Genomic DNA, 18,717 nt, shown 5'->3' with positions numbered 1-18,717 from the left:
CCGGGGCTTTCTCGTTTGAATCAATGGCGCACCAGGCGGGATTCGAACCCACGACCCCTGCCTTCGGAGGGCAGTACTCTATCCAGCTGAGCTACTGGTGCAGCGGGCGACATCATACCTAGGTCGGCTCGGGGCGTCCATGCCGGGATTTTGCGGGTTTTGTCAGGGCGCGTGTCCGTTGAAATCGCTGCATTCCTTAAAGCTGTAACGTCCTGCAAAAGGCTCGCTTGGCGCTTTGGCAGGACTGTTCTATGGTTTTGCTGCGGCGGGGGTTTTGACGCGTTGATCTGAAAAATCCAACAAAAGCGGCGTTTTTGTTCTTTTTTTCGAACGACCTATTGTCCTTTAACCCCTTTGATCCTACGATCCGTTTGAGATTTCAAACGCTCTTTGGACAGGGTGTTGCAGCGCAGGTGGTTCGAATCGAGCACCGTTGATGCGCCACGCCCGGTCTCTGATTTCCCTGACGGCAGCCTTGCGAGGCGCCTTTCTACAATCATAATTTTGCTCCGCGCAGGCCGCGGTGCTGTTAAGGAAAGCCGACATGCAGCTTAAAGACACCCTGTTGTTCCGCCAGCAAGCCTTCATTGATGGCGCTTGGGTCGATGCGGACAACGGTCAGACGATCAAGGTCAACAACCCGGCCACCGGCGAAATCCTCGGCACCGTGCCGAAGATGGGCGCAGCTGAAACCCGCCGCGCGATCGAAGCCGCTGACAAAGCGCTGCCGGCCTGGCGTGCACTGACCGCCAAGGAGCGTGCAGGCAAGCTGCGTCGCTGGTTCGAACTGATGATCGAGAACCAGGACGACCTCGCGCGCCTGATGACCCTCGAGCAGGGCAAGCCGCTGGCCGAAGCCAAGGGCGAAATCGTTTACGCCGCTTCGTTCATCGAGTGGTTCGCCGAAGAAGCCAAGCGCATCTATGGTGACGTGATTCCGGGCCACCAGCCGGACAAGCGCCTGATCGTGATCAAGCAACCGATCGGCGTCACCGCCGCCATTACCCCGTGGAACTTCCCGGCCGCGATGATCACCCGTAAGGCCGGCCCGGCACTGGCCGCCGGTTGCACCATGGTGCTCAAGCCGGCGTCGCAAACCCCGTTCTCCGCGTTCGCTCTGGCTGAACTGGCCCAGCGTGCCGGCATTCCAAAAGGCGTGTTCAGCGTGGTCTCCGGCAGCGCCGGCGATATCGGCAGCGAGCTGACCAGCAACCCGATCGTGCGCAAACTGTCCTTCACCGGCTCGACTGAAATCGGTCGCCAGCTGATGTCGGAATGCGCCAAGGACATCAAGAAAGTCTCGCTGGAACTGGGCGGTAACGCGCCGTTCATCGTGTTCGACGACGCGGACCTGGATAAGGCCGTCGAAGGCGCGATCATTTCCAAGTACCGCAACAACGGCCAGACCTGCGTCTGCGCCAACCGTCTGTACATTCAGGATTCGGTGTATGACGCGTTCGCCGAGAAGCTGAAAGTCGCAGTCGCCAAGCTGAAGATCGGCAACGGTCTGGAAGAAGGCACCACCACTGGCCCGCTGATCGACGAAAAAGCCGTGGCCAAGGTGCAAGAGCACATTGCTGACGCCGTGGCCAAAGGCGCCACCGTTCTGGCCGGTGGCAAGCCGATGCAAGGCAACTTCTTCGAGCCGACCATCCTGACCAACGTGCCGAAAGACGCTGCCGTGGCCAAGGAAGAAACCTTCGGCCCGTTGGCGCCGCTGTTCCGCTTCAAAGACGAAGCCGAAGTGATCGCGATGTCCAACGACACCGAGTTCGGTCTGGCTTCCTACTTTTACGCTCGCGACCTGGGCCGTGTATTCCGTGTGGCTGAAGCGCTGGAATACGGCATGGTCGGCGTCAACACCGGGCTGATCTCCAACGAAGTCGCGCCATTCGGCGGCATCAAGGCCTCGGGCCTGGGCCGTGAAGGCTCCAAGTACGGCATCGAAGATTACCTGGAAATCAAATACCTCTGCCTGGGCATCTAAGCCGAGAAAGGGATCGCTGCAAACGCAAAGGGCACGAGAGCGCTGTCCCTTTGCGTCGTTTCAAACCGGAATTTTCTCTGCGGCCAGGAACGCCGTGGCAGTCGATCATCGCATGCTGCCACCGTCGATTTCTCCCGCTTAATCCTTGAACCACGCCGCCCGATGAGCGGCGAATGAGGACTGTAATGAGCAAGACTAACGCTGAACTGATGGCCCGCCGTACCGCAGCTGTTCCACGTGGTGTTGGCCAGATTCACCCGATCTTCGCTGAGTCGGCGAAGAACGCGACCGTGACTGACGTTGAAGGTCGTGAGTTTATCGACTTCGCCGGCGGTATCGCTGTACTGAATACCGGCCACGTGCACCCGAAAATCATCGCTGCCGTGACCGAACAGCTGAACAAGCTGACTCACACCTGCTTCCAGGTACTGGCCTACGAGCCGTACGTTGAGCTGTGCGAAAAGATCAACGCCAAGGTGCCAGGTGATTTCGCCAAGAAAACCCTGCTGGTGACCACCGGTTCCGAAGCGGTGGAAAACGCCGTGAAAATCGCCCGCGCCGCCACTGGCCGTGCCGGCGTGATCGCCTTCACCGGCGCCTACCACGGTCGCACCATGATGACCCTGGGCCTGACCGGTAAAGTCGTGCCTTACTCGGCCGGCATGGGCCTGATGCCAGGCGGCATCTTCCGCGCGCTGTACCCGAACGAACTGCATGGCGTGAGCATCGACGACTCGATCGCTTCCATCGAACGCATCTTCAAGAACGACGCCGAGCCGAAAGACATCGCCGCGATCATCATCGAGCCTGTGCAGGGTGAAGGTGGTTTCTACGTCGCGCCGAAAGAATTCATGAAGCGTCTGCGCGCGCTGTGCGACCAGCACGGCATCCTGCTGATCGCTGACGAAGTACAGACGGGCGCTGGCCGTACCGGCACTTTCTTCGCCATGGAACAGATGGGCGTTGCGGCCGACCTGACCACTTTCGCCAAATCCATCGCCGGCGGTTTCCCGCTGGCCGGTGTCTGCGGCAAGGCCGAATACATGGACGCCATCGCCCCAGGCGGTCTGGGCGGCACCTACGCCGGTAGCCCGATCGCTTGCGCCGCGGCCCTGGCCGTGATGGAAGTGTTCGAAGAAGAGCACCTGCTGGACCGCTGCAAGGCAGTCGGCGAGCGTCTGGTTACCGGCCTGAAGGCCATCCAGGCCAAATACCCGGTGATCGGCGAAGTGCGTGCCCTGGGCGCGATGATCGCGGTCGAGCTGTTCGAAAACGGCGACAGCCACAAGCCAAACCCGACTGCTGTTGCGGCTGTCGTGGCCAAGGCGCGTGACAAGGGCCTGATCCTGCTGTCCTGCGGCACCTACGGCAACGTTCTGCGCGTCCTGGTACCGCTGACTTCGCCGGACGAGCAACTGGACAAAGGTCTGGCGATCATCGAAGAGTGCTTCTCGGAGCTGTAAGCCCTGGCACTGTGTGATCAGCTCGACAAAAAACCCGCTTCGGCGGGTTTTTTACGCCCCTGAAACAGATCTATCGCTTTTGCGCTGTATCGAATGGCCAGCATTGGCTAAGGTTCAGGCATTGCAAGGGAGAGCGCGCATGACTGCCGTTGATTTACCCGCCGTACCCCGAGTGCTGATTGCCGAGGCCGATCCGTGGTCCCGGGACCTGCTTAAACAAGTGCTGCTCAACGTCCGTTGTGATGCACGGCTGGACCTGTGTGCCGACGGCCAGCAAGCCATTTCATTGCTCAGCGAGGTGCCGTACGACCTGGCGATCGTCGACTGGGAGTTGCCCGGTGTCGACGGTTTGAACGTGTTGCGCAGCGTGCGCCAGCGCAAACGCAATCCGCCGTTGCCGTTCATTCTGATGAGCAGCCGCAACGACAGCGCCAGTGTGCGCGAAGCGTTGCCGCTGGCCCCCACGGCCTACCTGACCAAACCCCTGAACATGGAAAGCCTGACCGAGCGTCTGCAGGGCTTGCTGCTCAATGCCGGGGAAGAAGTGTTCTGTGAAGTGCCCGTCCTGGCGCCGGGCATGACCTTGTCGGTGTTCCTCGAGCGCCGCCGCGAGCAGGCCGATGGCGCGCCATTGATGACGGATGTGCAGGTGGCAGTCAAACGCAGCCTGAACCCGAACGGCCTCGATCTGAAGTTGCTGGAAGAAGAGATCAAAACCGATCCGCAGATCACCGCAGTGTTGATTGCGGCGGCCAACAGCGCGGCGCAGCACTATGGCGCGCCCGTGCAGACCCTGGCGCAAGCGCTGCATAGGCTGGGTACCGGGCAGAGCATGAACCTGATTCTCGGCCTGGCGCTCAAGCGCAGCGCCAGACTCAGTGATCCGTGTCTGGCCGATTACGCCGAGCGTTATTGGGGGCTGTCGCTGCACACGGCTGAATACGCTCGCACGCTGGCGCGCCTGCTCGACCTGGATCAGGAGCGCTGCTATTGCGCAGGCATGTTGCATCGCCTCGGCGATCTGGCGTTGTTGCGTTGTTTGCAGGAGTGGAAGCAGGCCGGCGGCGAACTGGATGAGTGGACGGAGGTGGGCGACGCGCTCGAGGCGTTTGGCGCGGCTTACGGTTCGGCGTTGCGCACCCGCTGGCGCTTGCCGCTGGAGCTGCGTGAGTTGATTGCGTCGGCCTACCAGCTCGGTGGCGGGGTTTACTCCCGTGAGGCGCTGGTGATGAACATGGCCGCGCAGATGGCCCGCCTGACCGAGCATGAGGGCGTCGAGGAACTGGCCAAGAGTCGTACCGCGCGGTTGCTGAAGATCGGGCTGCCGGAGTTGATGCGGATGCGTAAATAACCTGACTTACTACCAATCACTGTGGGCGCGGGCTGGCCGGCGATGGCGTCGGCGCAGACAACATCTTTGTCTGGGTGCGCTGGCCAGCCCGCTTCCACAGGTTTTTTGGTGAATTCAAACAGCGGCTATGCAGAGATGATGCGGTTCTTGCCCTGGCGCTTGGCTTCGTACATCGCCGCATCCGCCCGGGCGAAGAGGCTGTCGAGGCTGTCGTCGTTCTCCGTGAGACTGGTCAGGCCCTGACTGACGGTGATGCCGAAGCTCTGACCGTCATGGCTGAAGCTCAAGCGCTGAATTTCCTGTTGCAGGCGCTGGGCCACTTGCATGGCCATGTCCGGCGCACAGCCCGGAAATACTGCCGCAAACTCTTCTCCACCAATCCGTCCGAACAGATCGCCTCGACGTAACGACCCTCGCCCGCACTCGGCAATGCGTTGCAATACGTTGTCGCCTTCAGGGTGGCCGTAGGTATCGTTGATCACTTTGAAGTCATCTATATCCAGCAACAGAAACCCCATCTGCGAGCCTTGCAGGCGTGCCGCGCTGAATTCGCGGTTGGCGCATTCGAAGAAATGGCGGCGGTTGCTGCTTTGGGTCAGCACGTCGGTGGTGGCCAGGCGTTGCAGCTCGGTTTCCATCTGCTTCTTGTCGGTGATGTCCTCGGCGATGCCGACGATGATCACCGGTTGCCCGGGTTCGTCCTGACGGTTGATAAAGCATTTGTCGCTGAGCCAGCGCACCGAGCCGTCGGCCGCGATGATCCGGTACTCGCGATCTTCCACGGCGCCTTTGTGCAGGACTTCGGCGAGGCTGCGTTCGGCGTATTCCAGATCGTCGGGATAGATGCTGTCGCGCCACTGGTTGTAGTCGGCCAGCAGCAAACCGGCCGAGCGGCCGAAAATCCGTTCATAGGCGGGACTGACGTACAGCACCTGTCGGGTTTCCCAGTTGAAGGCCCAGAGCACGGCGTTGACGCTTACCAGCAGCGAGCTGAACAGCTGTTCGCGCTCGCTCAGCCGGGCGACTTCGCCTTGGGCGTGCATCAACGCCATCAGGGTTTGCGCGGCCTCGGGCCATTGCGGGAAGGATGAGTCTTTTTGGTTGTTGTTGACCATCGGCACAGATCTCAAAGGGCGTGCCGCATTTCGACAGCGGCCACAGTACAGCCCGCCGGGGTGGCGAAGTGTCTTTGAGATAGGGCTTTTGGTGCTAAGTTCCGCGCATTTGTGGCGAGGGAGGTTGCTCCCGCCGGGCGGTCGTGGCGACGCGTTTCATCGATGAGAACGCGTCGTCAGGTTTTCGCTCGTTTCGCTACCGATCGGAGATGAATCCCCTCGCCACAGGGGATCATTCACCAAAATCAGACCGCTGCAGGGCGCAACGAGTAGGTTTTCAACTGGTCGGCAAATTCGCGCAGGGACTGAATGCCGCTGGCCTCGGCCTCGTGAATCCAGTCCTTGATGGCGGCGAGCATGTCGTGGCCATTTGCGCTGGTCTTGACCCAGATCTGCTGCAGGGCCAGACGTTTTTCGTAAATTACCTTCAGCGCCTGGCTGTGCTCGAGCATGTTCTGGATGCGCAAGTGATGACGCTCTTCCAGCAGACTGGTTTCCCGCGACAGCAAGCGTTTGGCGCGGTGGAACTGGTGGCGTACCGAATGATCGACCTTGGCCAGCTCCTGCTTGACCAGCGGACCGATCACCAACTTGCGGTACTGGGCCATGATCTGGAAGCGGTTGTTGAGGATCGCCATGGCGGTGTCCATGTCCAGATTGCCCTTGCCTTCGACGCGGTGGGCGATCGGTGCCACACGCTGGACCTTGGCCAGACGCAGGAAGCAGAAGACCTTGATCCACGCCCAGCCGAGGTCGAACTCCCACTTCTTCACCGACAGCTTGGCCGAGTTAGGGTAGGTGTGATGGTTATTGTGCAGCTCTTCGCCGCCGATCAGGATGCCCCACGGCACCAGATTGGTCGCCGCGTCGCGGCATTCGAAGTTGCGGTAGCCGATGGCATGGCCCAGGCCATTGACCACACCGGCGGCCCATACCGGGATCCACATCATCTGGATCGCCCAGATGGTGATGCCGATGGTGCCGAACAGCAGCAGGTCGATGACGCCCATGATCGCCACGCCCAACAGCGGGTAGCGGCTGTAGAGGTTGCGTTCGATCCAGTCTTCGGGGCAGTTCTTGCCGTAGATGCGCAGGGTCTCCGGATTCTCGGCTTCGGCGCGATACAGTTCGGCGCCTTTGCGCAGTACGGTGGACAGCCCCTTGACGACCGGACTGTGCGGGTCGTCTTCGGTTTCGCATTTGGCGTGGTGTTTACGGTGGATGGCCGTCCACTCGCGGGTGTTCTGCGCCGTGGTCAGCCACAGCCAGAAGCGGAAAAAGTGTTTCAGGCCGGCATGCAGCTCAAGCGAGCGATGGGCCGAATATCGGTGCAGATAGACCGTGACGGCAACAATCGTCACGTGGGTCATCAGCAGGGTGACTGCGACCAGTGACCAGGCGGACAAGCCAAGAAAACCTTCGTACCACATAGGCTATAGGGCCCTCGATAAAGATAAAAACAGCCGTTGCATTATCACCAAGCACACAGATAAAACCAGTCGCCCTTTTAGATAAGAGTCGCTGGATGTTTCTTGACCTATAATTCCAACCTTTTTTGTAGGGACATGGATAGCCGAATGCCTGCCATTTATCGCGATGCTTTGCGTGCAGCGCTGCTCTATCTCGTGCTTGCCGTCCTCTGGCTGCTGGGCACTGATCATTTATTAAACAGTTTCTTCGATAACGCCGTCGATCTTGCCCATTGGCAACTGATCAACGGTTACGTCTTTGCGGCAGTCAGTGCCGGGCTGATTTTTCTGGCGAGGGCGCGTTTGTGCGAGTTTCTCGGTATCGGTGCGCGTTTGCGTGAACGCCATGCCGATCGCGAGCGCCTGCGGCAGGCGGCGGCCGTATTCGACTGCACGCGCGAAGGCGTGTTGGTCACTGATCGCCAGGGCCTGATCGTGCACGTCAACCGGGCGTTCATCGAGATCACCGGATATCAGCGCGAAGAAGTCATCGGTCAGCAGCCCAGTCTGTTCAAGTCCGGTCATCATCCGCCGGGCTTCTATCAGGCGATGTTCGCCACGCTGGAGGCCAAAGGCGAGTGGAGTGGCGAGATCTGGAACCGTCGAAAAAGCGGCGAGATTTATCCACAGTGGCAAACCATCCGCGTCATTCATGATGACCAGAGCCGGCTCAGCCATTACGTCGCGGTGTTTTCCGACATCAGTGCGATCAAGGATTCCGAGCACGAACTCAAACACCTCGCGCACCACGATCCGCTCACGGATCTGCCCAACCGTCTGCTGTTCAGCGACCGTGCCGAGCAGGCGCTGGCGTCGGCGCAGGCGCACAAGCGCGGTTGCGCGTTGCTGATGCTCGATCTGGACCATTTCAAGATGATCAATGACAGCCTCGGCCATAACGTCGGCGATCGCTTGCTCAAAGCGGTGTCGGCGCGCTTGCAGGCGCTGTTCGGCCCCGGCATCACCCTGGCGCGACTGGGGGGCGACGAATTCGCCGTGCTGGTGGAAAGTTGTCCACAACCGGGGCAGGCGGCGGCATTGGCCCAACGTATTCTCGACGCGCTCAAGGAGCCGTTTCGCCTTGAAAGCCATGAGTTATTTATCAACATCAGCATCGGCATCAGCCTGTTTCCCAGCGATGCGTTGAGCGCCGACCAATTGTTGCGCAACGCCGATGCTGCGTTGTTCAAGGCCAAGAGCAGCGGCCGCAACGGTTATGCCCTGTATACCGAAGAACTCACCGCCCACGCCCAGCAACGGGTCGAAATCGCGTTCGAGTTGCGCCGCGCCCTGGAGCAGCAGGAGTTGCGGGTTTACTACCAGCCGGTGCATGACCTGAAAACCGGTCGCCTGATCGGCGTCGAAGCGCTGGTGCGCTGGCAGCATCCGCAGCGTGGCCTGGTGTCGCCGGCGGAGTTCATTCCGATTGCCGAACGCACCGGCTTGATCGCCGAAATCGACGACTGGGTGATGCAGCAGGCGTGCCGGCAGATGTGCGCGTGGCAGCAGGCGGGCGTGGTGTTGTCGTTTGTCGCGGTGAATGTGTCGTCGCGGCTGTTTGCCCGTCGCGAGTTGTATCAACAGGTGGCGCAAGTGCTGCACGACACCGGGCTGAATCCGGCTTGTCTGGAGCTGGAAGTCACCGAAAGTGCGGTGATGGACGACCCGGAAGTCGCGCTGGAACAGATGCACCGTTTGCGTGAGCTGGGCATTCGCCTGGCCATTGATGACTTCGGCACTGGCTATTCGTCGCTGTTGCGGCTCAAACGTTTGCCGGTGCAGAAGTTGAAGATTGATCAGGGTTTCGTCGCCGGTCTGCCGTGGGACGAGGACGATGCGGCGATTGCCCGGGTGATCATCGCGCTGGCTCGCAGCATGGGGATGCAAGTGCATGCCGAGGGCATCGAACAGGTCGAGCAGGCGGCGTTTCTGCTGGCGCAGGAGTGCGACCTGGGCCAGGGCTACTGGTTTGGGCGGCCGGTGCCGGCGGCGGAGATTGATTGGGCGCGCACGCCTGTTATCGGTTGAATCCGATCTTGTGGCGGGGGAGCTTGCTCCCGCTCGAGTACGAAGCGCTCGGTTTTTTGGGTCTGCTGCGCAGCCCGGCGCGAGCAAGCGCCCTCGCCACAGGGGTTGCGGTGTTCTTGAGTACCGGGAAAGCGCGCAAACCCTTGTCCCGTCAGATAATGTTTTTCAGTTATATAAACATTCTTAAATAGTCTTTTTAAGAATATCTGCGCCTCTCTTATATTGCTCCCACGCCGAACGCAGTGCCGCCCACTGCCAGGCATATCCCATTCAAAGGAGCAGCACCATGAGCGCATCCCTTCGCAGCGTTGACGGTCAGGACGAAACCACCATCTTGCGTGAAATCCAGAGCGCCCTGCGCGATCTGCGGTTCGGCGCGGTGGAGATCACTGTGCACAACGCCCAGGTCGTGCAGATCGAGCGCAAAGAGAAATTCCGCTTGCAGCAACCCGGTAAACAACCGGGCTGATTTGAAGAGCCAAGGATCGCAGCCTGCGGCAGCGCCTGCAGGGGATTGTGCGCAGACGCTGCCGAAGGCTGCGATCTTTTGAACCGGCACCACGCTTTCCGAAATACATAAGAAAAAGCCACCACCGAGAATTCCAGGAGCTTTCACCATGTCGTCGATTCGCCGTTACGCTTTGGCCGCCCTGGCCAGCGCTGTGTTTGCCGGTTCCGCCGTTGCCAAGGATTACGAACTGCTCAACGTGTCGTATGACCCGACGCGCGAGCTGTATCAGGACTACAACGCTGAATTCATCAAGTTCTGGCAGAAGGACCATGCCGGCGACACCGTGAAAATCCAGCAATCCCACGGCGGTTCGGGCAAGCAGGGCCGTGCGGTGATCGACGGTCTGCGCGCCGACGTTGTGACCCTGGCCCTGGCCGGCGACATCGACGAAATCGCCAAGCTCGGCAAGACCCTGCCGGCCGACTGGCAGAAGCGTCTGCCGGACGCCAGCACCCCGTACACCTCGACCATCGTGTTCCTGGTGCGCAAGGGCAACCCGAAAGGCATCAAGGACTGGGGCGACCTGATCAAGAACGACGTCTCGGTGATCACCCCGAACCCGAAAACCTCCGGCGGTGCGCGCTGGAACTTCCTCGCCGCGTGGGCCTACGGCCTGAAAGCCAACGGCGGCAGTGAAGAAAAAGCCAAAGAGTACGTACAGACCCTGTTCAAGCACGTGCCCGTACTCGATACCGGTGCTCGCGGTTCGACCATCACTTTTGTCAACAACGGTCAGGGTGACGTGTTGCTGGCCTGGGAAAACGAAGCGTTCCTGGCGCTGAAAGAAGACGGCGGCGCGGACAAGTTCGACATCGTCGTGCCGTCGCTGTCGATTCTCGCCGAACCGCCGGTGGCGGTGGTCGACAAGAACGCCGAGAAGAAAGGCAACGAGCAGATCGCCGAAGCCTATTTGAAACACCTGTACAGCCCGGCCGGTCAGGAGATCGCCGCGAAAAACTTCTACCGTCCGCGTGACAAGGACGTGGCGGCGAAGTACGCCCAGCAGTTCCCGAAACTGGAACTGGTGACCATCGACAAGGACTTCGGCGGCTGGAAAACCGCGCAACCGAAATTCTTCAATGACGGTGGCGTGTTCGACCAGATCTATCAGGCGCAGTAATCTGACCCACAATGAGCCTGATGCTCAGGCACGAAACCATGTGGGAGCGGGCTTTTGTGGCGAGGGGATTCATCCCCGTCGGGCTACGCAGTAGCCCCGAAATCGGCAAATGCGGGAAACCAGACACACCGCATGCGATGGTTTTGGGGCAGCTACGCTGCCCATCGGGGATAAATCCCCTCGCCACAGAGCCCGCTCCCACATTGATGCGTTTTTAACCAAGGACTTTTATGTCGCGTCGTATCTCCCCCGTCATACCCGGCTTCGGGCTGACGCTGGGTTACACCTTGGTGTACCTCAGCCTGATTGTGCTCATCCCGCTGGCGGCGATGTTCGTCCACGCCGCCCAACTCACCTGGGATCAGTTCTGGACGATCATCTCCGCCCCGCGCGTGCTGGCCGCTCTGAAGCTGAGCTTCGGCACCGCCCTGTGTGCGGCGATCATCAACGGCATCATCGGTACGCTGCTGGCCTGGGTGCTGGTGCGCTACACCTTCCCGGGGCGCAAGGTGATCGACGCGATGATCGACCTGCCGTTCGCCCTGCCGACGGCCGTGGCCGGTATCGCCCTGACCGCGTTGTACACCCCGACCGGACTGGTCGGGCAGTTCGCCGCCGACCTCGGTTTCAAGATCGCCTACACGCCGTTGGGCATCACCCTCGCGCTGACCTTCGTGACCCTGCCGTTCGTGGTGCGCACGGTGCAGCCGGTGCTCGCCGATATTCCCCGTGAAGTCGAAGAAGCTGCTGCCTGCCTCGGCGCGAAACCGCTGCAAGTGTTCCGTCATATCCTCCTGCCAGCGCTGTTGCCCGCCTGGCTGACCGGTTTTGCCCTGGCCTTCGCTCGTGGTGTCGGCGAGTACGGTTCGGTGATTTTCATTGCCGGTAACATGCCGATGAAAACCGAGATCCTGCCACTGCTGATCATGGTCAAGCTCGACCAATACGATTACACCGGCGCCACTTCCATCGGCGTGCTGATGCTGGTGGTTTCCTTCGTCCTGTTGCTGCTGATCAACTTGCTGCAGCGGCGTATCGAAACCCCATAAGGAGGCGCGAACCATGTCCCAATCGTCTATTGCGGCCGCGTCCTCGGCCAACGCTGCGCGCCGTGGCAGTGCCACTTCGCGCAGAATCCTGATCGGTCTAGGCTGGCTGATCTTTTTCCTGTTTCTGGTGTTGCCGCTGTTCATCGTGGTGTCGCAAGGTTTGAAGAACGGCCTTGGCGCGTTCTTCACTGCGATCTTTGAACCGGACGCCTTGTCGGCGCTGAAACTCACGGTGATCGCCGTGCTGATTTCGGTGCCGCTGAACCTGGTGTTCGGCGTCAGTGCCGCGTGGTGCGTGAGCAAATACTCGTTCCGTGGCAAGAGCATGCTGGTAACGCTGATCGACCTGCCGTTCTCGGTATCGCCGGTGATCGCCGGTCTGGTCTATGTGCTGATGTTCGGCGCCCAGGGCCTGTTCGGGCCGTGGCTGCAGGATCACGACATCCAGATCGTGTTCGCCCTGCCGGGCATCGTGCTGGCGACGATCTTCGTCACCGTGCCGTTCGTGGCCCGTGAGCTGATCCCGCTGATGCAGGAACAAGGCACTCAGGAAGAGGAGGCTGCGCGGCTGCTCGGCGCCAACGGCTGGCAAATGTTCTGGCATGTCACCGTGCCCAACATCAAATGGGGCCTGATCTATGGCGTGGTCCTGTGTACCGCACGGGCCATGGGTGAGTTCGGTGCGGTGTCGGTGGTCTCCGGGCACATTCGCGGGGTGACCAACACCTTGCCGCTGCACGTCGAGATCCTCTACAACGAATACAACCACGTGGCCGCGTTCGCCGTGGCGAGCCTGTTGCTGATCCTGGCGCTCTTCATCCTGCTGCTCAAGCAGTGGAGCGAAAACCGTATCAACCGCCTGCGCGCCAGCGCCGCGGAGGAATAATTCATGTCGATCGAAGTGCGTAACGTCAGCAAGAATTTCAATGCGTTCAAGGCGCTGGACAACATCAGCCTGGACATTCACAGCGGTGAGCTGGTGGCATTGCTCGGTCCGTCCGGCTGCGGCAAGACCACGCTGCTGCGGATCATCGCCGGCCTGGAAACCCCGGATAATGGCAACATCGTTTTCCACGGTGAAGACGTCTCTGGCCACGACGTGCGTGATCGCAACGTCGGTTTCGTGTTCCAGCACTACGCGCTGTTCCGCCACATGACGGTGTTCGACAACGTCGCGTTCGGCCTGCGCATGAAACCGAAAAACCAGCGCCCGAGCGAAAGCCAGATCGCGACCAAGGTCCACGAACTGCTGAACATGGTGCAACTCGACTGGTTGGCGGATCGCTACCCGGAGCAACTGTCCGGTGGTCAGCGTCAACGTATCGCCCTGGCCCGCGCCTTGGCGGTGGAGCCGAAAGTGTTGTTGCTGGATGAACCGTTTGGCGCCCTCGACGCCAAGGTGCGCAAAGAGCTGCGCCGCTGGCTCGCGCGTTTGCACGAAGACATCAACCTCACTTCCGTTTTCGTGACCCACGATCAGGAAGAAGCGATGGAAGTCGCCGACCGTATCGTGGTGATGAACAAGGGCGTGATCGAGCAGATCGGCTCACCGGGTGACGTTTACGAAAACCCGGCCAGCGACTTCGTTTATCACTTCCTCGGCGATTCGAACCGCTTGCTGCTCAGCGACGACAACCACGTGCTGTTCCGCCCGCACGAAGTGTCGTTGTCCAAACATGAGCTGGAAGATCACCATGCCGCTGAAGTGCGCGATATCCGCCCGTTAGGCGCGACCACGCGGGTGACGTTGAAGGTGGAAGGGCAGACGGATCTGATCGAGGCCGAAGTGGTGAAAGACCATGACAGCCTGATCGGCCTGGCCAAGGGTGAAACCCTGTTCTTCAAACCGAAGGTCTGGCAGAAAGTCGCTAACCTCTAAGATCAAAAGCTTCGCGAGCAAGCTCGCTCCCACAGGGAACTCGGTCGGACATGAAGTTTGTGTTCAGCACCCGTCCACTGTGGGAGCGAGCTTGCTCGCGAAAGGGATCTACACAGCCGCACGATTCGGATTGACTCGCACCACCCCCGCCCGCGCTTCGATCTGCTCTTTCAGTTCATGGCGCATGCCGAGCATGAACGCCAGTTCGGCGACGACAAACAACGGCCCGACAATCAGCCCGCTGACGTCATCGACAAACGCCGGTTTGCGCCCTTCATAGTGATGGCCGACAAACTGGATCACCCAGCCGATCACAAACATCGCCAGCCCGCTGCTGAGCCAGACCATGGTGCTCTGCTGCGCCAGCGCGTGCCCGGCCCAGACCGACAGGCCCATCAACAGCGTCATCAGAGCGCCAAGCTTCAGTTCCAGGCGCAGGTAGAACCACGCCGAAGCCAGTGCCAGCAGCACCGCCGGCGATAGCCACAAGCCGCCCAGTGACCACTCTGGTCGCGACAACAGCACCGCCCCCGCCACCACAATCAGCGGAATGCCGATAAAGTGGCTGGCGATGTTGCGTGGGTCACGGTGGTACGCGGCGTATTGACTCAGATGATCGACGAGGCTTTTCATTGTTGTTCCTCCTGTAGGGTGAGCGCAGCATGCCCCGGGTTCGGCGTTCGCTCTGTCAGGCAGGCGACAATTGGGAGTGATCATGGATAAGCGTTCACAGTTGATGACCGGGCAATGGTTCAGTCATCTGCCGGCATCCTTTCAGGATAGTCTGCTGGCGGCAGCCCGGGAGCGGCGGCTGACGGCGGGGCAGCGCCTGTTCCAGCGCGGCGATGCGCCGTGCGGGTTGTACGCGGTGCTCGACGGCGCGATCCGCATCGGCGCGGTCAGCGAGCAGGGCAAGGAGGCGTTGCTGAGCCTGGTGGAAGCGCCGCACTGGTTCGGCGAAATCTGCCTGTTCGACGGTCAGCCGCGCACCCATGATGCTTACGCCGTCGGGCCGTGCACCCTGGTGAACATTCCCCAGACCACTTTGCTGAAAATTCTCGACGAGCACCCGCTGTACTGGCGGCATCTGGCGCTGCTGATGAGCCAGAAATTGCGCCTGACCTTCATTAACCTCGAACAGCTGAGCCTGCTGCCGGCCCCGGCGCGTCTGGCCCATCGTCTGCTGCTGATCGCCGAAGGCTACGGCGAACTCGACCCGCCCCGGCGGATGCTGCAACTGCCCCAGGAACAACTGGCGTCGATGCTGTCGCTGTCACGGCAGACCACCAACCAGATCCTTAAGGATTTGCAGGCTCAGGGGATTATCGGACTGGGTTACGGCGAGATCGAGATCCTCGATGCCGCGCGATTGCGGGCACTGGCCACACTCTAAAATCTGGCAGCGATCCATTGTAGGAGTGAGCCTGCTCGCGATAGCGGTGTGTCAGCCAACACATCATGAACTGATTGACCGTTATCGCGAGCAGACTCACTCCTACAGGGGCAACGTGCGTGGCTTACGAACCGCGATAGGTCGAGAAACCATACGGGCTGAGCAGCAACGGGATGTGGTAGTGCTGGTCAGTCTGCTTAACCTGGAAAATCACCGGAATCTCCGGGAAAAACGTCTCGCGTTTGGCCTTTTCGAAATACTCGCCAGTCTTGAACACCACCCGGTACTCGCCCGCCTCGAAAGGCTGTTTGGCCGGGAACAGTTCGGCGATGCGCCCCTGTTCGTTGGTGGTGCCCTGAGCCAGCGGCTGCCAGTTCCGGCCGACGTGTTTTTCCAGGGTCACGTTGATGCCGGGGGACGGCAGGCCGTTTTCCAGATTAAGCACGTGCACGCTCAGTGGATTGCCGGCGGCCAGCGCCAGGCTGGAAACGGCGCTCAGGCCGAGTGCGGCGAAGGTCATGCGCAGGGTGGTCATGGTCAGACTCCTTATTGGGAACGGGTGAGGGTCAGGCCGGCCTGTTCGGCGGCCTTGATGGCACAGCTTTCGTCTTGCTCGCCACCACCGGAGCCGGCCACGCCCATGGCGCCGACCAGTTCACTGCCGGCAAATAACGGGATGCCGCCGCCGAGCAACAGCAACTCGTCGAGGGTGTTGAGGTTGGCGGTGTCCGGGTTGCTGCGGGCGCGCTCGGCGAACAGCCGGGTCGGGGTTTTCGTCGACAGCGCGGTGTACGCCTTACGCTGGCTGGCGGCGGTGTTGTGCGGGCCGATGCCATCGCCGCGCAAGGTCACCAGCAGGTTGCCGCCACGGTCGAGCACCGACACCGTGCCTGTGCAGTTACTCATTGCCGTATCGGCCAGCAGGCGTGCGGTTTTCAGATCAAGGTCGGCGTGACGCGGCAGGTCAGGGCCAGCGAAGGCGCTGGCGCTCAGGCCGATGGCGAGGCTCGCGGCAAGGTATTTGAAGGTCATGAGCAGGCTCCGAAAGCGAAGGACCTCACCTTAGCCGCCGGTCTTCGTCAGAACCCCGTCAGTCGGATTACAAGTTTGTAATGGGCAATCGCGCCGAAGGCGCCTAGCCTGTATGCCTGATCAATCGAGGTGTGCCATGCGTTTGCTGGTCGTAGAAGATGAAGCCAAAACCGCGAATTTCCTGGCCAAAGGCCTGGGTGAATCGGGTTTTGCTGTGGACGTGGCACTCAATGGCCTCGACGGGCGCTACTTCATCGAGCAACAGGAGTACGACCTGATCATCCTCGACGTGATGCTGCCGGGCCTCAATGGCTGGCAACTGCTGCAACTGATCCGCCAGCGCGGCGCCACGCCGGTGTTGTTCCTCACCGCCAAGGATGCCATCGAAGACCGCGTGCGCGGCCTTGAACTGGGCGCCGACGATTACTTGCTCAAGCCCTTCGCGTTCGCCGAATTGCTCGCGCGGGTGCGCACGTTGCTGCGACGCGGGCCGATGCGCGAGGCCGAGTCCTACAGCATCGCCGACCTCGAAATTGATGTGCTGCGCCGCCGGGTCAGTCGCGGCGGCCAGCGCATTGCCCTGACCAACAAGGAATTTGCCCTGCTGCAACTGCTCGCCAGCCGTCAGGGCGAGGTGCTGTCGCGCACGCTGATCGCCTCGCAGGTGTGGAACCTGAATTTCGACAGCGACACCAACATGGTCGAAGTCGCGGTGCGTCGCTTGCGGGCCAAGGTCGATGACCCGTACATGCCGAAACTGATCCACACCGTGCGCGGCGTCGGCTATCAGCTGGAAGCGCCCGACGATGCGCGCTAGGTCGATCGCCTGGCGGCTGGCGCTGGCGTTCGCTGTGGTCTGCGCGTTGGTGCTCAGTGCGATTGGCGTGTTTCTCTACCGCTCGCTGGCGTCGGAGATCGCTTACCGCGATGACCTGGCCTTGCTCGGTCGACTCGAGCAGGTGCGCGCGTTGCTCGCGGACAGCGACAGCCTCGACGCCTTGCAGGCGCGGCCGCGGCTCTATCAAAACATGCTCGGTAACCTCGACAGCCTGTTGCTGGTGCGGCGCGCCGACGGATCGAGCGTGATCGGCATCAACCCTCGGCAGCGCGCATTGCCGCCGCTCAAGGCGATCCCTCGCGAGCAGACGCCGCAGCGCCGCGACGTGCTGACCTGGCAGGCACCGGACGGTGCCGAACTGGCGCTGTTGTCCGGTGAAGCCCGAGGGCCGAACGGCGAACCGCTGACGGTGATCGCCGGCAAGGTGCTCAGTGAGCGCGAGCAGATGCTCGGCCGTTATCGCATGCGTCTGTATCTGGCGGTCGGGCTCGGCGCATTGCTGGCGTTCGCGTTGGGCCTGGTGTTGTTGCGCCGTGGCCTGCAACCGTTGCGCCAATTGAGCGAAGCGGTGCGCGGAATCGACCTGCGCAGCCTCGATCAACGGTTGTCGGCGAGCGGTACGCCGGCCGAGCTGCTCGAACCGGTGCAGGCGCTCAACGGCATGCTCGCGCGGCTGGACGACAGCGTGCAGCGGCTGTCGCAGTTTTCCGCCGACCTCGCGCACGAAATCCGCACGCCACTGCACACCTTGCTGGCGAGCAACGGGCAAGCGCTGAATCACCCGCGCAGCACGGCGGAGTATCAGGAGTTGCTGGCGTCGAACATGGAAGAATTCGAACGCCTCAAGCGCATGGCCGAAAATCTGATGTTCCTCGCTCGCGCCGAGCAGGCGGAGCGGGCGCTCGACTTGCAGACGCTGGATCTGCATAGCCTCGGCGGCGAACTGTGCGATTACTTCGAAGCCTTGGCGGATGACCGCGAGTTGCGCCTGGAAAACCAGCTGCACGGCGAACTGTTGGCCGACCAGCAATTGCTGCAGCGCGCCCTCGGTAATCTGCTGGCCAACGCGGTGCGCCACGCCGATGCAGGCACGCTGATCAGCCTGCGGCGCTGCGATGAGCCGGGCGTGTGCTGGTTGCAGGTGCATAACCACGGCCCGGCCATTGCACCGCAGCATCTGGGCAAATTGTTCGATCGCTTTTATCGCGTCGATCCGTCACGGGCGGAGCCGGGGGATTCGGGTGGGCTGGGGCTGGCGATCGTGCAGTCGATCATGCAGTTGCATGGCGGGCGGGTGCGGGTGAGCAGTGATGCGAGTGGCACAGTGTTTGAGTTGGGCTTTGAGTTGATCTGACAGGCCTCTTCGCGAGCAAGCTCGCTCCCACAGGGTTTGGGGTGTACAAAAAGCTGTGTCACACCTTGATCACTGTGGGAGCGAGCTTGCTCGCGAAGAGGCCAGTCGATTCACCCCACATTTCGGAT

The 18,717-nt window shown here is 61.1% G+C and carries 17 protein-coding genes and 1 tRNA gene; 12 read left to right on the top strand and 6 right to left on the bottom strand.

Features of this window, described 5'->3' with window-relative positions; genetic code table 11:
* Nucleotides 1-24: 24 nt before the first annotated feature.
* A tRNA-Arg gene (locus PseuLF5_RS20240) sits at nt 25-101 on the bottom strand.
* Nucleotides 102-544: 443 nt separating this feature from the next.
* On the opposite strand from PseuLF5_RS20240, the gene gabD reads away from it, so the two are divergent.
* From gabD to PseuLF5_RS20225, 3 genes are all read left to right on the top strand, one after another.
* On the top strand, nt 545-1,987 hold the full coding sequence (gene gabD, locus PseuLF5_RS20235; RefSeq protein ID WP_336347995.1) for an NADP-dependent succinate-semialdehyde dehydrogenase: 1,443 nt from the start codon (nt 545-547) through the stop codon (nt 1,985-1,987).
* A 185-nt stretch (nt 1,988-2,172) separates the two neighbouring features.
* Nucleotides 2,173-3,450 carry a 4-aminobutyrate--2-oxoglutarate transaminase gene (gabT, locus tag PseuLF5_RS20230; RefSeq protein ID WP_123470432.1) on the top strand — a complete coding sequence of 426 codons (1,278 nt, stop codon included), beginning with the start codon at nt 2,173-2,175 and terminating at the stop codon, nt 3,448-3,450.
* Nucleotides 3,451-3,589: 139 nt separating this feature from the next.
* Nucleotides 3,590-4,801, top strand: coding sequence for a response regulator (locus PseuLF5_RS20225; protein ID WP_123470434.1), 1,212 nt, complete (start codon nt 3,590-3,592; stop codon nt 4,799-4,801).
* A 125-nt stretch (nt 4,802-4,926) separates the two neighbouring features.
* Here PseuLF5_RS20225 and PseuLF5_RS20220 read toward each other — a convergent pair whose 3' ends face one another.
* A complete protein-coding gene (locus PseuLF5_RS20220; protein ID WP_123470436.1) occupies nt 4,927-5,916 on the bottom strand; it encodes a GGDEF domain-containing protein in 990 nt (329 codons plus the stop codon).
* A gap of 245 nt (nt 5,917-6,161) precedes the next feature.
* Nucleotides 6,162-7,346 (bottom strand): delta-9 fatty acid desaturase DesA, encoded by a 1,185-nt coding sequence (gene desA, locus PseuLF5_RS20215; RefSeq protein WP_123470438.1) that lies wholly within the window; start codon nt 7,344-7,346, stop codon nt 6,162-6,164.
* Nucleotides 7,347-7,493: 147 nt separating this feature from the next.
* On the opposite strand from desA, the gene dibA reads away from it, so the two are divergent.
* The 6 genes from dibA (at nt 7,494) to PseuLF5_RS20185 (ending at nt 13,972) form a co-directional block, all read left to right on the top strand.
* Complete coding sequence (gene dibA / locus PseuLF5_RS20210; protein WP_340134537.1) at nt 7,494-9,413, top strand: phosphodiesterase DibA; 1,920 nt, start codon at nt 7,494-7,496, stop codon at nt 9,411-9,413.
* Nucleotides 9,414-9,699: 286 nt separating this feature from the next.
* Nucleotides 9,700-9,882 carry a sulfur starvation response protein OscA gene (gene oscA, locus PseuLF5_RS20205; RefSeq protein WP_034151822.1) on the top strand — a complete coding sequence of 61 codons (183 nt, stop codon included), beginning with the start codon at nt 9,700-9,702 and terminating at the stop codon, nt 9,880-9,882.
* A 148-nt stretch (nt 9,883-10,030) separates the two neighbouring features.
* The gene (locus PseuLF5_RS20200; RefSeq protein ID WP_095137855.1) at nt 10,031-11,044 is read left to right on the top strand and encodes a sulfate ABC transporter substrate-binding protein; all 1,014 of its coding nucleotides are present in this window, start codon (nt 10,031-10,033) and stop codon (nt 11,042-11,044) included.
* Nucleotides 11,045-11,274: 230 nt separating this feature from the next.
* Nucleotides 11,275-12,093: a sulfate ABC transporter permease subunit CysT gene (gene cysT / locus PseuLF5_RS20195; protein WP_007952818.1), complete on the top strand. Its 819-nt coding sequence runs from the start codon at nt 11,275-11,277 to the stop codon at nt 12,091-12,093.
* 13 nt (nt 12,094-12,106) lie between these two features.
* Nucleotides 12,107-12,979 (top strand): sulfate ABC transporter permease subunit CysW, encoded by an 873-nt coding sequence (gene cysW / locus PseuLF5_RS20190; protein ID WP_007952817.1) that lies wholly within the window; start codon nt 12,107-12,109, stop codon nt 12,977-12,979.
* A gap of 3 nt (nt 12,980-12,982) precedes the next feature.
* Complete coding sequence (locus PseuLF5_RS20185; protein WP_322375326.1) at nt 12,983-13,972, top strand: sulfate/molybdate ABC transporter ATP-binding protein; 990 nt, start codon at nt 12,983-12,985, stop codon at nt 13,970-13,972.
* A 108-nt stretch (nt 13,973-14,080) separates the two neighbouring features.
* On the opposite strand, the gene PseuLF5_RS20180 is transcribed toward PseuLF5_RS20185, so the two are convergent.
* Entirely contained in the window at nt 14,081-14,605 is a 525-nt protein-coding gene (locus PseuLF5_RS20180) for an Mpo1 family 2-hydroxy fatty acid dioxygenase (RefSeq protein WP_340134532.1), read from the bottom strand.
* Nucleotides 14,606-14,687: 82 nt separating this feature from the next.
* Between PseuLF5_RS20180 and PseuLF5_RS20175 the strand changes: the two genes are divergently transcribed.
* Nucleotides 14,688-15,365, top strand: coding sequence for a Crp/Fnr family transcriptional regulator (locus tag PseuLF5_RS20175; RefSeq protein WP_123470450.1), 678 nt, complete (start codon nt 14,688-14,690; stop codon nt 15,363-15,365).
* 124 nt (nt 15,366-15,489) lie between these two features.
* Here PseuLF5_RS20175 and uraH read toward each other — a convergent pair whose 3' ends face one another.
* A complete protein-coding gene (gene uraH / locus PseuLF5_RS20170) occupies nt 15,490-15,900 on the bottom strand; it encodes a hydroxyisourate hydrolase (RefSeq protein ID WP_340134530.1) in 411 nt (136 codons plus the stop codon).
* 11 nt (nt 15,901-15,911) lie between these two features.
* Complete coding sequence (locus PseuLF5_RS20165) at nt 15,912-16,397, bottom strand: GlcG/HbpS family heme-binding protein (protein ID WP_123470454.1); 486 nt, start codon at nt 16,395-16,397, stop codon at nt 15,912-15,914.
* A 136-nt stretch (nt 16,398-16,533) separates the two neighbouring features.
* On the opposite strand from PseuLF5_RS20165, the gene PseuLF5_RS20160 reads away from it, so the two are divergent.
* Both PseuLF5_RS20160 and PseuLF5_RS20155 read left to right on the top strand, forming a co-directional pair.
* Nucleotides 16,534-17,214 carry a heavy metal response regulator transcription factor gene (locus tag PseuLF5_RS20160; protein ID WP_123470456.1) on the top strand — a complete coding sequence of 227 codons (681 nt, stop codon included), beginning with the start codon at nt 16,534-16,536 and terminating at the stop codon, nt 17,212-17,214.
* On the top strand, nt 17,204-18,589 hold the full coding sequence (locus tag PseuLF5_RS20155) for a heavy metal sensor histidine kinase (RefSeq protein WP_340134527.1): 1,386 nt from the start codon (nt 17,204-17,206) through the stop codon (nt 18,587-18,589). The genes PseuLF5_RS20160 and PseuLF5_RS20155 overlap by 11 nt, the downstream gene beginning before the upstream one ends.
* Nucleotides 18,590-18,717 lie beyond the last annotated feature (128 nt).

The organism is Pseudomonas sp. LF-5 (genome assembly GCF_037626295.1).
Lineage (GTDB): Bacteria > Pseudomonadota > Gammaproteobacteria > Pseudomonadales > Pseudomonadaceae > Aquipseudomonas > Aquipseudomonas monsensis.
This window is presented reverse-complemented; position numbering and strand designations above follow the sequence as displayed.